The organism is Paraburkholderia sp. BR13439 (assembly GCF_040948805.1).
GTDB classification, from domain to species: domain Bacteria; phylum Pseudomonadota; class Gammaproteobacteria; order Burkholderiales; family Burkholderiaceae; genus Paraburkholderia; species Paraburkholderia youngii.
Map to the genome: position 1 here is coordinate 76,632 of NZ_JBFPKN010000004.1, position 14,937 is coordinate 91,568.

The following is a 14,937-nucleotide window of genomic DNA, read 5'->3' on the forward strand; positions in this document are numbered from 1 at the left end:
GTGGCTTGGCGTCCTTTGCGGCCTGGCTTGCGCCTCCACTACGCCCCGGCAACCCTCAATCCTTCACGCCGAGTATCACGCTCGACGCCTTGAACACCGCGACCGCGCTCGCGCCCTCCTGCAAACCGAGCGTGTCGACGCTGCCATTGGTGACGATCGCGGTGATCACCGCGCCGCCTTCGAGCCCGAGCGACACTTCCGCGTTGACCGCACCACGCTTCACGCTCTGCACGGTGCCGCGCAACTGATTGCGCGCCGATAACTTCAACGGCGCATCGCCATCGCCGTCACCCGCTACGAGCAGCACGACCCACGACGCCTTGACCAGCGCAAACGCCGCCACGCCGACCGCGAGCCCGAGCGCTTCGGTGCTCTCGTGCGTGAGCACGGCGACGATCGTGTGGCCGCCGGGCAGCGCGAGCGACACTTCGTCGTTGACGGTGCCGCGCTCGATCGCCGACACCGTGCCGTAGAACTGATTGCGCGCGCTCGTCTTCACGCCGATGCGGCCGATCAGGTCCCAGTCCGTCGCGAAGCCCTCGCCGATCGCCGCGCCGGCGCGTTCGAGAAAGCGCCGATGCTCGCGCTCGACCGCGCGAAACGTGTCGATCAGTTTCACCGCGCGCGGCGTCAGCGTCGTGCCGCCGCCGCCCTTGCCACCGGTCAGACGCACGACGAGCGGCTCGCCGGCGAGGTTGTTCATCGTATCGACGGCATCCCACGCACCTTTGTAGCTGATGCCGACCGCCTTCGCCGCGCTCGTGATCGAGCCGGTCTCGCCGATCGCCGCGAGTAGCGCGATACGGGCGGCGCCGCCGAGCGTCTGGGTGCCGGCTTGAAACCAGACGGAGCCGGCGAGTTCGAGGGCGTCGCGCGGAGGATCGGGGCGGTCGGTGGTCATGGCGGACAGCGGTCGAAAGTACGTGGTAGGGCGGAAAATCATTATAGCGACGCGCTCTTGCGCCGCTCGGCGCTGCGCTTGCCGATCACCACGGCACGACTCTGCCGAGGTAGTCGAGGTAATGTAAACCGGCGCGGCCTTGGTAAGCGTCGATCGTGCTGACCAGGTTCGGGATGCTTTCTTCGATGCTCAGACGCGCGTCCGGCCCGCCCAGATCGGTTCGCACCCAGCCGGGCGCCATCAGCAGCAAGGTTTTGGTGTCGCTTCGATGACGCGCGGCAAAACTGCGCATGAACATATTCAGCGCGGCCTTGCTGCCGCGATAGACCTCGTAGTTGCCGTTCTCGTTGTTGGCGACGCTGCCCTGCCCCGACGACATCACGCCGATCGTGCCGCTCGGCCGGACGAGATCCTGCAGCGCCTCGACGACCCGCATCGGACTCAATGCGTTTGTCACCAGCACGCGCACGAATTCGTCGGTCGATACATCCGCGATCGTTTCACGATCGTCGTTCTTGACGCCGGCATTCACGAACAGCATGTCGATCGGGCGACCTTCGAGGCGGCCGCGCAGCGCGGCGACCTGTTCGGGAATCGTGATGTCGACCGTCTCGACTTCGAGTGCTGCATGTGACGCCTTCGCAAGCTGAAGGAGCCTGGTCGTAGAGTTTTGCCTGCCGGTGGCGATGACTCGCCAGCCGCGCTTCAGATACTCCTCGACCATCGCGAAGCCGAGGCCGCGCGAAGCACCGATCAGAAGCACGGTTTTTTGCTGGGTTGCGGGTTGCATGGAGCGTTTCCTGTCGATGGACTCGGGTTGAGACCGGTCAACGAAATATAGTCACGCGCGAAATCGTCGACAATGAACAAGCGCCCAAATCAGGAGACCGCGCGATGTCGCCTTCTCGTGAATACTGGTTCCCGGCCAAACGCTATGGCTGGGGCTGGGGCTTTCCCGTGCGCTGGCAAGGATGGGTGACGCTGCTCGCGTATTTCGTGTTGCTCGGAGTGGTCGTTTTCCGGGTTCAACCCGTGGGGCATCCGCTCACGTTCGCGTTGCTGGTCGCGCTATTAACCGCGGCCCTCACGGTCGTGTGCTGGCTGAAGGGCGAGCCGCCGCGCTGGCGGTGGGGTAAGGACTAGCCGGCCCGCTCCGTCACCGGATTCACGGAAATATTGGTTCGACGCGCGCAAGCCATTGCCACGCCAAACGCCGCCAGAGAAACCAGTGACACCAACAGCACAGCCCACTCCACTGAAAAATAGCTCTGCCCGATTGTCCAGATCATCGCGGCTGAAATCGGCGCGACGCCCTTTGCAATATTGGACGGCGTAGAAAGCAGCCCGTTGATCGCGCCAAATCCTTCGACCCACATTACGTCCTGCACAATCGTTCCACGCAGGATGGTCATCATGCCGTTCGCTCCGCCGTAGATCAGCGCGAAAACGATCAGCAGCACGGGCGATGCCCCGGCAATCAGCAGGATCACCACCGACACCGGAAAAGCGGTCATGATGACCAAGCCGACGATCTTCGGAGAGACGTTGCGTCCAAATGCGAACCACAGAACACGCGCGAGAACCTGAGCCGGCCCGATGAGCGCCATCGTCAACAGGATGGTGGACTGTTGGACATGACGCTCGGCCATCAGCGGAACAAGGTGAAAGGTCAACGCCGCGAACGTGACGTAGTAGGCGGTAAAGCACACCGCGAGCGCCCAGAACACCGGTGAGCGTAGCGCGCGCCGGGTGGACGCGGCGTTCACCGCCTTGACCGCGCCCTTGTCGACCGCGGCAGCATGGCGCGCGTCGTTTCCGCGGATCGCCAGTGCGTGAATGGGTAGGCATACGCAAAGATTGATCGCCGCTAGCGCGAGCAGCGCGTGACGCCACCCCAGCAGATTGATGAGCAACTGCGTGAGCGGAATGAATGCGGTGCTCGCGAATCCAGCGACAAGGGTTATCAGCGTGATCTTCGTGCGGAAGCTGCCCGGATAATTTCGCGTGATCACTGCGAAAACCGGGTCGTACAGCGTGGCCGCCATCGAGATGCCGAGGCCCACCCATGCGACGAATAGCATCGCCAGGCTGTTTGCCTGCGACCACATCACGAGCATTGCGGATGCGAGCAGCGATCCCCCCACCATGACGGCCCGGCCGCGACCGCGGTCGATCCACGTGCCGACCGGATACGCAGCCAGCCCGGACACGAGCAACCCGACAGACAGCGCCGCGTTGGTCGATGTCCGGCTCCAACCGAGCGCATGTTCCATCGGTACGACAAAGAGCGAGAACGCGTAGTAGATCGCTCCCCACGAAACGAGTTGCGCGGTGGCTAGTGCCCACGTCGCGATCGAACCTCGATCCTGCTGCTGCGCGAACGCTGTCACTTCTTATGCCCCCGTTGTGCCCCGGTTTGCCCTGAATTAACGCTGCCTGTTAAGGCGCCGCGCAACATGCCTTCTCCGCGACCGGCACCGATGTAGGCGCACAGCAAGAACTCTTGCTGCCGTCATACCCGCTCGCGTTACGGTCGGTACTGCATACACCCGTTTCCGGCAGTTCCAGTTCGACGCGACGCGCGGCCTCGATGTCGCCCGCGAGCCAGGCTGCAATGGAGCGCACCTGTTCGTAGCCCGTCGCCATCAGAAAGGTCAGAGCGCGGCCATAGCTGACCATCCCGGCGATGTAGAGTCCCCTGTCGGGCTGCGCCAGTATCTCGGCGCCATGCGGCCGCACCGTGCCGCATGAATGGAAATTCGGATCGATCAGCGGGGCGAGGGCGCGAGGGCATTCCAGCGCCGCGTCGAGATCGAGACGCACTTCGCGCAGGATCTGCAACTCCGGCCGAAGCCCCGTCGCTACGATCAGTTCGTCGACTTCGACGGCACGCCCGTCAGCGTCCCGAACCTCGAGGGCACTACCGTTCAGCCTGATTTCGTCGACGGCAAACGGCATCAGCAGTTCGATGCGACCCGCGTTGACCAGTTGCTCGAGCCGCTGACCCAGTGCGCCGCGCTCCGGCAACTGGTCAGCGTCGCCCCCGCCGTAGACCTGACCTGGCTGCGAGCGTCGCATCGCCCAGACGAGCGTCGCGCCAGGCTCCTGCGTTGCCAGCTTGGCGAGGTCGATCAGCGTGCCGATAGCCGAGTGTCCAGAGCCGATGACCAACACCTTTTTGCCCGCGTAACGGCTACGGTCTGAGCCCAGAACGTCGGGCATGCCGTAACGGATATGTCCGTGAGCCGCCTTTTCGCCGATAGCCGACAATCCGGACGCGCCAGCCGGAGCCGGATTCCCCCACGTGCCGGTCGCAACGATGACGGCGCCCGCAACGAAGCGCCCTTCTTCGCCATTGCGTCCCTCGAAGCGGATTTCGAACGGCTGCTGCTCGCGCTGCGCGTTCTTGACCTTACCCGTGCGAATTCGGGCGATACCAGTGACGCGCGTGCCAAGACGCAGGCAACCAGCAATCTCAGGGGTGCGGGCGAGCGGCAGCAGATACTGCTCCGCCAGTTCCCGTCCGGTCGGATAGGCGTCAGCGTCAGGTGCCGACCATCCTTGCCGTTCGAGCAACGCACGCGAAGCGCGGTCGATGTTGTACTGCCACGACGAAAACATATGAACATGGCCCCAGGCCAGCGGCGCAGCGCCTACCGTCTCTTCCGCTTCGAAGATGACCGGATTCAACCCTTGCTGGATCAGATGAGCGGCCGCAGCGAGACCAACGGGGCCTCCACCAATGATCGCGACAGGCAGAGACGAGTCGAACTGTTGTTTGGAACCCTGGGGCGCAGGGGCGCTCTTCGGGCGGCAGCATGAAGACACGGCTAACTCCTGAGTGGGTAGTTTCTATGTAATCGAGAGCACAGTGATTGCGTATGGCGGAGTCAGTGGCCGGTCTGATTCACACGCTTCGACAGTTCCGCGGCGCTTTCCTTGCGCTCGCTGTATCTGTCGACCAGATACGGGCCGATGTCGCGGGTCAGCAATGTGAACTTGACCAGTTCCTCCATTACATCCACGACCCGGTCGAAATAGGCGGAAGGCTTCATGCGCCCCGCCTCGTCAAACTCCAGGAACGCCTTCGCGACAGACGACTGGTTGGGAATGGTCAACATGCGCATCCAGCGCCCGAGGACACGCATCTGGTTCACCGCGTTGAAGGACTGCGATCCTCCGCTCACCTGCATGACGGCAAGCGTTTTTCCCTGCGTCGGACGGACAGCCCCGACCGAAAGCGGAATCCAGTCGATCTGCGACTTCATGATCCCGGTCATCGCACCGTGGCGCTCAGGCGAGCACCAGACCATGCCCTCCGACCATTGCACCAGCTCTCTTAGTTCGGCCACCTTCGGGTGGGTATCGGGTGCATCGTCCGGCAGCGGCAGACCGCTCGGGTCAAACGTGCGTACCTCGGCGCCCATCGCCGTGAGCAAACGCGCGGCTTCTTCCGTCAGCAAGCGGCTGAACGAACGCTCGCGAAGCGAGCCATAGAGCAGCAGGAAACGCGGTGGATGAGTCGATGCGGTCGCGGGCCGCAACTGGTCGATGTCGGGCACGCGAAACAGCGCCGCGTCGAGTTGGGGTAGATCAACTATGCGGTCAGACACGTTTGTCCTTGGTTCATGTACTTTCTCCGGTGCCGCTCAGGCACATTCGTACCAGGTCCTGGAACAGTTCACGACGCGCACTACGACCAGCATCACCGGCACTTCGACGAGCACGCCGACCACGGTTGCGAGCGCAGCACCCGATTCGAAGCCGAACAGACCAATCGCGGTCGCGACAGCCAGCTCGAAGAAGTTGGATGCTCCGATCAGCGCGGACGGGCAGGCAATGTTGTGCTTTTCACCAACCGCACGATTGAGCCAGTACGCAAGGGCCGAGTTGAAAAACACCTGGATCAGGATCGGAACAGCCAGCAGCACGATGACCAGCGGCTGCCTGATGATCGCCTCCCCCTGGAACGCGAACAGCAGCACGAGCGTCACCAGCAGCGCCGTGATGGACCAGGGGCCCAGTTTCGCCATGAACGCGTCGAATATCTGCGGCCCCTTTGCGAGCAGCGCCTTCCGCAAGATCTGCGCGAGGATGACCGGAATGACGATGTAGAGCACGACGGACGTGAGCAGCGTCGCCCACGGCACCGTAATGGCCGACATGCCAAGCAGCAGCCCGACCAGTGGCGCAAAGGCGATGATCATGATGCTGTCGTTCAACGCGACCTGCGACAGCGTAAACAACGGATCGCCACCAGTCAGCCTGCTCCAGACGAACACCATCGCCGTGCACGGCGCCGCGGCCAGCAAGATCAGCCCGGCGACATAGCTATTGAGCTGGTCGGCGGGCAACATGGGCGCGAACAGATTCTTGACGAACAGCCAGCCCAGAAATGCCATCGAGAACGGTTTGACGAGCCAGTTCACGAAAAGCGTGACGCCGATCCCCTTAACGTGCTGGCGGACCTCATGCAGTGAGCCGAAATCGACCTTGATGAGCATCGGGATGATCATCACCCAGATCAGCAGTCCGACCGGGAGGTTGACGTGTGCGTATTCCATCCGCCCGATGCGCTGAAAGACGCCGGGAAAGATCTGGCCCAGCACGATCCCGACGACGATGCACAGTGCGACCCAGACGGTCAGATATCGCTCGAAGAAAGTGATGGCGGGCCTCGACGCTTGTGTCGGCGACGCGATGCTTGGTGTATTCATTCGACTGTTCGACGGAAATCAGCTTTGCTGGATGCGGTTCAGGGCTTGCTGAAGCTCGGCATTGTTCAAGGTATCCAGGGGCAATGCCAGAAGTTGCAGCATGCGATAGCCAATCGCCTCGCGCGTCAGCTCGAACGCCTGCCGTTTGCCTTCGTCGCCCCCCGGTGCATTGGACGGGTCGGCGTATCCCCAATGCACCTTGACGGGACTACCGGGCCAGTACGGACACTCCTCCGCCGCAGCGCTGTCGCACACCGTGATCACCACGCGCATTTGCGGAGCGCCTTGCGCCACGAACTCATCCCAGCTTTTACTGCGATACCCCGCTGTATCGATACCCGCGTTCGTGAGCGCTTCCAGAGCGAATGGGTTAAGGCGGCCGCTCGGCGCGCTGCCTGCGCTATAGGCGCGCACATCCTTGCCAAGCTTTTGGGCCCAATGATTGAGCATGCCTTCGCCCAGCACGCTGCGCGCCGAGTTGTGGGTGCAGAGGATCAGAACATTCGTGGTCATGACGGCGTTCCGGTCATTGTTTGCCGCTGCAGACGTTAGGAACATCGCCCGCGGCGCAGGATGCGCCGGCACAGCAGTTCTCCGTAAGAAAACCGATCAGGTCAGTCATCGCGTCGAAATTTGCCGTGTAAATGACGAAGCGTCCGTCCTGACGAGACTTCACCAGGTCGGCGTGAGACAGGTCCTTCAGGTGGAACGACAGGCTCGACGGAGCAAGACCCAACTGTTGGCCGATTTCGCCGGCGGGCATGCCTTCGCGGCCCGCGACAACCAGAAGACGGAAGATCGCGAGTCGCGAGTCATGGGCAAGCGCGCCGAGCGCACGGACAGCAAGGTTCGGGTTCATGGACGGAGCATACGTCAATGGCTTCGACATTTCAAGATTTGTGGAAATATCGATCGTGATGCTCGACGGATCGGGAGAACAAGGGTGGGTGGCGACTTCGCTGTGCATAGCGCCCAGTCAGCGCTAAAGCGGCGGGCGTCCCATGTGAGCCATCTGCGCCCGCCCAATGCGTGGCTACAACGGGGAGGCGTACTGCGCAATCCCATTCCCAAACGACCAGTTCTCCTTCTCGACCTCGACGAGATTGATGAACACATCCTCGGGCCGCACGCCGGGCGACTTGCCGAGTTCATCGACGATGCGCCGGTACAGCGCCTTCTTCTGCTCGACCGAGCGGGTGTTGCTGACGGTCAGCTGGATCACGACGAGATCGTCGCCGCGCTCGATATTCTGGTATTGCCGGTCGTAGATCATGTTGTCGGCGGTGTGCTCGGTGATCAGCATGAACATGTCGTCCTTCGGCACGTTGAACGTGTCCACCAGCGAGCGCTGAATACTGGCGGTCAGCGCTTGGCGGTAGTCGGCCGGCTTGCCGGCGCGCAGTGAGATTCGGGTGAGCGGCATGACGGGCTCCTTGTTGCGGTGTTGGGTTGAACACAGCTTAGGCGCGCTAGATCATAATAAACAGATATCCATGCCTATTTCATCCATTTCCATCTGAAATGAAAGTCCTCGATCTCGATGCGGTGCGGGCCTTCGTGCTGGTCGCCGATCTGCGCAGCTTCACGCGCGCCGCCGACGCGCTCGACACCACCCAATCGGCCGTCAGCCTGAAGCTGAAGCGACTGGAGGCGCACCTTGGCAAGCAGTTGCTGGAGCGCACTCCGCGCGTCGTGCGTCTGTCCGCCGACGGTCACGCGTTTCTCGGCGCCGCGCGCGAGTTGCTGAACGCGCACGAGCGCGCGCTCGGCGCGCTATCGGTGGAGCGGCGCCGGCTCGTGCTCGGGCTCAGCGAGCACGTCGCGGGGCCTGATCTGCCGCACCTGCTGGCCCGGCTCAACGCGCACGATCCGGGTCTGGTGGTCGAGTTGCACATGGGCACGTCGGCGGCGCTGCTCGCGCAGTTCGACGAACGCCGGCTCGATGCGGCGATCGTCCGCTACGGCGCCGACGAACCACCGCGCGACGACGCGCAGACGCTGTTCAGCGAACCGCTCGGCTGGCTCGCGACGCCGACGTGGCTGCCGCGACTCGATGAGCCGCTGGCGCTCGCGCTATTGAGCCCGCCATGTAACGTGCGCGACGTCGCGCTGCGCACGCTCACAGCGGCGGGGGTCGCATGGCAGGAGGTGTTTGTGGGTGGTGGTGTCGCGGCGGTGGGCGCGGCCGTGGCCGCCGGGCTCGCCGTGTCCCCGCTCGCGCGCCGGGTTGCGCCGGGCGGTCTGCTCGACGTCGGCGCGCGGCTCGGCCTGCCGGCACTGCCGGAATCGCGTGTGACGCTGCATTCGCGCGTGCGCGAGGCTCGCTCGGCGGAAACGCTGCGGCTGCTCGCAAACGGCCTCGCCGCGGCGTGACACGGCGACCGATGCCGGACCACGCCGCACCGCTCGAAGCGGCCTCAGTGGATGATCGGCGGCAGCGAACCGCTGCTGGCAGTCGCCGGATTGGGCGCGGAGCCCATCGGCGCGATGTCGCTAACGTTTGCGGACGTATCCGGCGAAGTCTGCACCGCGGGCCTGACCGGATTCGCACGGGAAACCGCCGGCTTGGCCGCGACTTTGTCCACGTGCGGACGCGCGGCGTGAGCTGCCGCGAAATCGGCATGCACGACCTTGCTTGGAGCCGGTTTCGCGTGCGCCAGTTGTACATGCGGCTGCGCGTGCTTCGCGGCCCGCGCGGTCACGGTGGCGTGCGACCGGTTCTGGCTCGAGGCCGCGACTTTCACGCCGCCGCCATGCCCCGCGAGCTTGCCGCCGTGGCCCGCGCCGGCCGATGCGACATGAGGCACCGCGTGCCGGACACTGGTAGCCTGCTGCGCATGCGCACCGACCTTGGACTTGACGCCGCTCCGCGTGGCCGCCTTCACCTTCACCTTCGCCGCTCCGGGCTTGTTCCGCGCGTGCGCCTGCCTGGTAACGTGTCCGCTCGCCTCCGGCGGATTCCATACTTCCGCATAACCGGCGGCCAACGCCGCCTCCGACACACACCACACGGCCAGCGCCGCTGCCACTGCTCGAACCCGCATCTGCTGCTCTCCTGATCGACGACTGCCAAAACGAGCCGGGATTATATTCTCTTGCAAAAATCCATTTATGGACTAATATCATTAAAAAGTACACATAGGGACTTACCCGAAATGGCTCACGCTGCCCGAATTTCCTCGTCCGAGGCATCGCCGCGACGATCGCTTTCCGAACCCACGCTGACGCAAATGTCCGCGGCGGGTCTGCGTGCGTTCTTCAACATCGCGCGCGACTGGGACCTGAGCGCAGACGAGCAGATCGTGCTGCTCGGCAAGCCCGGCCGCTCGACGTTCTTCAAGTGGAGGGCGACGCCCGAGACCGCGCGACTCAGCCACGACACGCTGGAGCGACTGTCGCTGCTGCTCGGCATCTACAAGGCGCTGCAGATTCTGCTGCCGCAGCCGAGCGCCGCCGACACCTGGGTCAAACGCCCCAACAGCGCGCCGCCGTTCGGCGGCAAACGCGCGCTGGACCGCATGCTGGCGGGCAACATCAGCGATCTCGTGGCCGTGCGCCAGTATCTCGACGCAATGCGAGGCGGCTGGGCGTGACAAAACCGCAATGGCAGGACCGCTGGACCAGCGCCGCGCTCGACTGGACGCCCGCGTATCGTGTGATTCCGACGCGCTTTCCGGCCATCAACCTGTTCGACCGCGTCGCGTCGCCGGAAGATTTCGAAGCGCTGTACGCGCTCGAAGCGATGACCAACGACCGACTGCGCACCGAAATCGGCGAACTCGATCTGGTGCCGCGCGAGGAGCGCCGCTTCGGGCCGGGCTACGGGCCGATCATGGCCGCGCTTACGCATCTGAATCCGCTTGGCAGCCGCTTTTCCGACGGCACGTATGGGGTGTTCTACTGTGCGCGTTCACGCGAGACGGCGATCGCCGAAACGCGCTATCACACCGGTCAGTTCCTCAAAGCGACCGCCGAGCCGCCGATGCGTCAGCAGATGCGTCTTTACACGGTAGTCGCGCAAGGCGGCGTGGTCGACTTGCGTCGCGACCCCGAGCTCGATGAAGCCGTGCTATCGCCCGACGACTACGTTGCCGGCCAGGCGCTCGGGCGCGCGGTTCGCGAGGCGGGCGCGCCGGGCATCGTCTATCCGTCGGTGCGCGACAGCGCCGGCGAATGCCTCGCGGCGTTCCGCACGACGCTGCTGCGCGACTGCCATCACGCGGCATACCTCGAATACAACTGGAACGGCACGAGCGTGGATATGGTGTTCGAGTTGAACCAGGTCGGGTGACAGAGGAGCGGCGCAGCCGCGTGGCGACTTCAGCCGCTCAAGGCAAGGCCAGTTCCGCCGCGCCTTCCGCGCGAGCGGCCTCGACCGAGATCGACCAGCGACGCAGCGCCTGCGGCTGCACGATCGTCAGCGTGCCGTCCGGCCCGAACGCGCCGGTATCGATGAACACCTGCGAGCCGATCTGCGTGATGTCGCGTACCGGCGTATGGCCGCAATAGGTCAGCGACAGGCCGCGCTGCCGCAGCGGATCGCCGTGACCGAGCGCGAGCTCGCGACCCCACAGCAATTGCTGGCGCGTTTCGGCCGAATAATTGCCCGCGTCGAGATCGGCATCCGAGCCGAAAAATTCGGCGTGCAGAACGTTGAAGCGCGTCTTGCCGCTGCCGATCACGCGCACGAGCGGCAGCGTGCGCAGATGCTCGGCGTAGTAACGCAGACGTTCGTCGGGCACGTCGGCCGCCCACGCGCCGCCGATGCCGTACCACCACTGCCGCCGCAAGCGGCCGTCGGCGACCGCGCACAGCGCGTCTTCGTGATTGCCGAGCACCGCATAGAACCACGGCTTCGCGAGCAGCGCGAGCGCCTGCTCCGAGTGCTCGCCCCGATCGACCAGGTCGCCGACCGAAAACAACCGGTCGCACGTCGGATCGAACGCGATCTGACGCAGCAGGTAGCGCAACGCATCGACGCAACCGTGCAGATCGCCGACCACGAAATCGCGGCCGGCCTCGTTGGCGTCGTGATGTTGAACGAAGTTGGCGGGAGTGGCATTCATCTCATCATGATAATGCCGCCGACGCGCCCGCGTATGCGGGGTGCCTATCGTATCCGCACGCGTCATCGAGCAAGAAAGACATCGAACGACGCAAAAACGACGCTGAAACGACGCATTTGCGGTATGCGTTACCGGAATTGCATATTTTCGCGAGTCACTCCTGCCGCGGCGCCCGAGTCGCCTCGCCTGCTATTGCAGCGTGCGCAGCTTCGCCACCTGGTCGGTCGTGATCGTCGCCTGCGGATTGCCGAACTGTTTCGTCACGTAGTTGGTGATCGCCGCGATCTGCTCGTCGTCGAGATGGCCGCCGAACCCGGGCATCAGCACGTCCGCATGCGTGGTGGTGCGGTTCACGCCGTGCAGAATCACCAACGCGAGATTGTTCGCGTCGTTCGCGCCGACCGTCGAGTTGTGGATCAGCGACGGATACGCGCCCGGCGCGCTCGCGCCCACGCCCTGCCCGGTCCAGTTATGGCAGGTCGCGCAATTGGCGACGAACAGCTGCGCGCCGTTCACGCCGGTGATCGCGGTGCCGCGCAGCGCAGCGACATCGTTGGCGGGATTTCCCCATTGATGACGAGGACGCGCGTCACCGCCGCTCACGGCCGGCACCGAGCGCAAGAATGCGACGATCGAGCGCAGATCCACCGGCGTCAGATACTGCGTGCTGTTCGCGACCACTTCGCCCATCGGTCCGGCCGCGTTCGCGCGGCCCGGCGCCGCGCCGGTCGACAGATACGACGTGAGTTCGTCGTCGCGCCAGGTGCCGACGCCGCTCAGCTTGTCCGGCGTGATATTGAACGCATGCCAGCCGGCCTGCACCGCACCGGAGAAACGCGCGCTGGACTGCAGCCCCTGCATGAAATTGCGCGGCGTATGGCATTCCTCGCAATGCGCGAGCCCTTCGACCAGATACGCGCCTCGGTTCCATTCGGCGCTCTGCTTCGGGTCCGGCACGAAGCGCCCTTCGGTGAAGTTGAACATGTTCCAGAACACCATCAGCCAGCGCTGATTGAACGGGAACTTGAGGCTGTTCGCGGGCGGCGTGTAGTGAATCGGCGTGAGCGTTTTCAGATAAGCGCGGATCGCGAGCACGTCCTCATTGGTCACGCGCGTGTAGGCCGTGTACGGAAACGCCGGATAGAGCCGCTCACCGCCCTTGCCGATGCCTTCGTGCATCGCGCGCATGAAATCGGCGTCGCTCCATCGGCCGATGCCGGTGTCGGGATCGGGCGTGATGTTGGGCGTCACGATCGTGCCGAACGGTGTGCCGATCGGCAGGCCGCCCGCGAATGGGCGCGACTTGTCGGCCGTGTGACAGGCCGCGCAATCGGCGGCACGGGTCAGGTATTGGCCGCGCTTCACGAGTTCGCCATTCGCGGCGCTGCCGTCGCGCGTGGCCGGGCCGCCGTCCGACGCCTGCGCCGCGTCGTCGGCGCGAGCCTGGGTGATCGGCATTTCGTCGCTCGAAACTGCGTCCGGGCCGTGCGACTCGTGCCACGCAATCGACAGCGCGAACAGCGAAAACGCGGCCGCGAGCGCGGCACCGCCGAAGCGGCGGCGCTGGGCCAAGTGCATCCGCGCAGAATCCGGCTGCACGCGAGAGGTGTTCTTCAGCATTGTGGCTCTCCGGTCAGCGCTCAGATTTCGCGCTTCAGCTTGTCGGCCAGCTTCAGCGACAAGGCCGCGATCGTCAGTGTGCAGTTCACCGACGCGGCGGTAGGCATCACGCCGCTGCTTGCGATGAACAGGTTCGCATGATCGTGCGTGCGGCAGTCCGCGTCGACGACCGAACTCGCCGCATCGCTGCCCATGATCGTCGTGCCCATGATGTGATTGTTCGGCGCGAAGCTGTCGTCGAACGAGACTTCGGTGCCGCCGAATAGCGCCGCGATCTTCGCATACTGTTCGTGCGTATCGGCGGCGCTCTTCTTCACGTAGTCGTTGATCGAGTAGTAGATCTCGGGCTGCGCAATGCCGAGCGCGTCCTTGTGATCCGCCGACGGCAGGATGCGGTTCTGCGGCTCCGGCAGATGTTCGTGAAAGCTGTTGATGCTCAGCGTGCGTGCCGCGCGGTCGCGAATCTGCCGGTCGAGCTCGGCGCCGGTCAGGCCTTTTTTCAGCAGATCGGCGGTAACGCCCATGGTCGGCACGCCGTTCGACAGATGCAGCTTCTTCGACGCGTAGTCGGAGCGGAACGCGCCGTCGCGGAAGTTGACGATCGAGGTCATCTCCATCGGGCCGCGGCCGGGCCACAGCGGTTCGTTGGCGAGAAACGTGACGCCGGTGCCCGGATGATCCATCAGGTTGCGGCCGACCTGATCGGAGCTGTTGCCGACGCCGTGCGGGAATTTTTCCGAGGTCGACATCAGCATCAGCTTCGGCGTTTCGATGCCGTTCGCCGCGAGCACGAACAGCTTGCCGGTGACGCGTGTGCTATTGCCGTTCGGGTCCTTGTAGTGGACCGCGGTGATGAGCCCTTTGTCGTCCGCTTCGATGCGATACACGACCGCTTCGGGAATCAGCTTCGCACCGGCCTGCTCGGCCTTCTCCGCATGGATCACGCCGTTGTACATCGCGGCGATCGGGCAGATCGGCATGCAGTTGTTGTTGCCGCAGCAGGTCGGCCGCGCATCGTACGGCCGGCTGTTGCGCGCAACCGGTTCGGGCACGACCTTGAAGCCCTGCGCGTTGAGCACGTCGCTGAAACGCTGATCCATGTACGACAGCGGCAACTGCTGCATCGGATAGGGCTTCGAGCGCGGCGAACCGAGATCGATCGAACTATCCGGACCGGACACGCCGAGCTGCACTTCGGCGGCCACGTACCACGGCTCGAGCGCTTCGTACGGATACGGCCAGTCGCGCCCGACGCCATACAGCTTGTGCAACTGGAAGTCCGATGGCAGCAGCCGCCACGCGGCGGCCGCCCAGTGCCACGTCGTGCCGCCGACGAGCCGCACGTATTGTGAGTTGTACGGATAATCGCCCTTCTGGATCAGGTAGTTGTTCGCGGGCGCGTATTCGGGATGCGGCGCGTAAGGCGTCGACGGATACGGCGTCGCGAAGTCGGACTTGGCCGGCGAATTGCGGAAGTTCTCGACGATCTGCCAGCGCGCAATGCGCGGCCCGGCTTCGAGCAGGATCACCGACGCGCCCGCGAGTGCCAGCTGATGCGCAACCAGACTGCCGGCGACGCCCGAGCCGACCACGACGATATCGGCGGATTGTGTGTTTGCCATCGTTTCTCTCT

The 14,937-nt window shown here is 64.3% G+C and carries 17 protein-coding genes; 4 read left to right on the plus strand and 13 right to left on the minus strand.

What is annotated here, in order from left to right; translation table 11 throughout:
• Positions 1–55: 55 nt before the first annotated feature.
• Positions 56–901, minus strand: coding sequence for a TOBE domain-containing protein (locus tag AB3X96_RS09655; RefSeq protein ID WP_368589537.1), 846 nt, complete (start codon positions 899–901; stop codon positions 56–58).
• Between the two features lie 85 nt (positions 902–986).
• Positions 987–1,691 (minus strand): SDR family NAD(P)-dependent oxidoreductase, encoded by a 705-nt coding sequence (locus AB3X96_RS09660; RefSeq protein WP_368589538.1) that lies wholly within the window; start codon positions 1,689–1,691, stop codon positions 987–989.
• A gap of 104 nt (positions 1,692–1,795) precedes the next feature.
• Between AB3X96_RS09660 and AB3X96_RS09665 the strand changes: the two genes are divergently transcribed.
• A complete protein-coding gene (locus AB3X96_RS09665; RefSeq protein WP_368589539.1) occupies positions 1,796–2,044 on the plus strand; it encodes a hypothetical protein in 249 nt (82 codons plus the stop codon).
• Here AB3X96_RS09665 and AB3X96_RS09670 read toward each other — a convergent pair.
• From AB3X96_RS09670 to AB3X96_RS09700, 7 genes are all read right to left on the minus strand, one after another.
• Complete coding sequence (locus AB3X96_RS09670; RefSeq protein WP_368589540.1) at positions 2,041–3,291, minus strand: MFS transporter; 1,251 nt, start codon at positions 3,289–3,291, stop codon at positions 2,041–2,043. The two genes, AB3X96_RS09665 and AB3X96_RS09670, sit on opposite strands and share 4 nt — an antisense overlap.
• Before the next feature lie 49 nt (positions 3,292–3,340).
• Positions 3,341–4,729, minus strand: coding sequence for an NAD(P)-binding domain-containing protein (locus tag AB3X96_RS09675; protein ID WP_368589541.1), 1,389 nt, complete (start codon positions 4,727–4,729; stop codon positions 3,341–3,343).
• 62 nt (positions 4,730–4,791) lie between these two features.
• Positions 4,792–5,514 (minus strand): arsenical resistance protein ArsH, encoded by a 723-nt coding sequence (arsH, locus tag AB3X96_RS09680; protein WP_368589542.1) that lies wholly within the window; start codon positions 5,512–5,514, stop codon positions 4,792–4,794.
• A gap of 36 nt (positions 5,515–5,550) precedes the next feature.
• On the minus strand, positions 5,551–6,618 hold the full coding sequence (gene arsB, locus AB3X96_RS09685) for an ACR3 family arsenite efflux transporter (protein WP_368589543.1): 1,068 nt from the start codon (positions 6,616–6,618) through the stop codon (positions 5,551–5,553).
• 18 nt (positions 6,619–6,636) lie between these two features.
• A complete protein-coding gene (locus tag AB3X96_RS09690) occupies positions 6,637–7,131 on the minus strand; it encodes an arsenate reductase ArsC (protein WP_368589544.1) in 495 nt (164 codons plus the stop codon).
• 13 nt (positions 7,132–7,144) lie between these two features.
• The gene (locus AB3X96_RS09695; RefSeq protein WP_368589808.1) at positions 7,145–7,477 is read right to left on the minus strand and encodes an ArsR/SmtB family transcription factor; all 333 of its coding nucleotides are present in this window, start codon (positions 7,475–7,477) and stop codon (positions 7,145–7,147) included.
• A gap of 174 nt (positions 7,478–7,651) precedes the next feature.
• The gene (locus AB3X96_RS09700) at positions 7,652–8,041 is read right to left on the minus strand and encodes a tautomerase family protein (protein WP_368589545.1); all 390 of its coding nucleotides are present in this window, start codon (positions 8,039–8,041) and stop codon (positions 7,652–7,654) included.
• 98 nt (positions 8,042–8,139) lie between these two features.
• Between AB3X96_RS09700 and AB3X96_RS09705 the strand changes: the two genes are divergently transcribed.
• The gene (locus AB3X96_RS09705; protein ID WP_368589546.1) at positions 8,140–8,991 is read left to right on the plus strand and encodes a LysR family transcriptional regulator; all 852 of its coding nucleotides are present in this window, start codon (positions 8,140–8,142) and stop codon (positions 8,989–8,991) included.
• Positions 8,992–9,035: 44 nt separating this feature from the next.
• Here AB3X96_RS09705 and AB3X96_RS09710 read toward each other — a convergent pair whose 3' ends face one another.
• Positions 9,036–9,662, minus strand: coding sequence for a hypothetical protein (locus AB3X96_RS09710; RefSeq protein ID WP_368589547.1), 627 nt, complete (start codon positions 9,660–9,662; stop codon positions 9,036–9,038).
• A 186-nt stretch (positions 9,663–9,848) separates the two neighbouring features.
• Between AB3X96_RS09710 and AB3X96_RS09715 the strand changes: the two genes are divergently transcribed.
• Both AB3X96_RS09715 and AB3X96_RS09720 read left to right on the plus strand, forming a co-directional pair.
• Positions 9,849–10,211: an MbcA/ParS/Xre antitoxin family protein gene (locus tag AB3X96_RS09715; protein ID WP_018424156.1), complete on the plus strand. Its 363-nt coding sequence runs from the start codon at positions 9,849–9,851 to the stop codon at positions 10,209–10,211.
• Positions 10,208–10,909, plus strand: coding sequence for an RES family NAD+ phosphorylase (locus AB3X96_RS09720; protein ID WP_176107197.1), 702 nt, complete (start codon positions 10,208–10,210; stop codon positions 10,907–10,909). The genes AB3X96_RS09715 and AB3X96_RS09720 overlap by 4 nt, the downstream gene beginning before the upstream one ends.
• A gap of 37 nt (positions 10,910–10,946) precedes the next feature.
• Here the strand turns inward: AB3X96_RS09720 and AB3X96_RS09725 are convergent, their stop codons facing one another.
• The 3 genes from AB3X96_RS09725 to AB3X96_RS09735 form a co-directional block, all read right to left on the minus strand.
• Positions 10,947–11,684, minus strand: a complete 738-nt coding sequence (locus tag AB3X96_RS09725; RefSeq protein WP_368589548.1) for a metallophosphoesterase — start codon at positions 11,682–11,684, stop codon at positions 10,947–10,949.
• A gap of 189 nt (positions 11,685–11,873) precedes the next feature.
• Positions 11,874–13,304 (minus strand): cytochrome c, encoded by a 1,431-nt coding sequence (locus AB3X96_RS09730; protein ID WP_368589549.1) that lies wholly within the window; start codon positions 13,302–13,304, stop codon positions 11,874–11,876.
• A gap of 20 nt (positions 13,305–13,324) precedes the next feature.
• Positions 13,325–14,926 (minus strand): GMC family oxidoreductase, encoded by a 1,602-nt coding sequence (locus AB3X96_RS09735; protein ID WP_368589550.1) that lies wholly within the window; start codon positions 14,924–14,926, stop codon positions 13,325–13,327.
• Between the last annotated feature and the right edge of the window lie 11 nt (positions 14,927–14,937).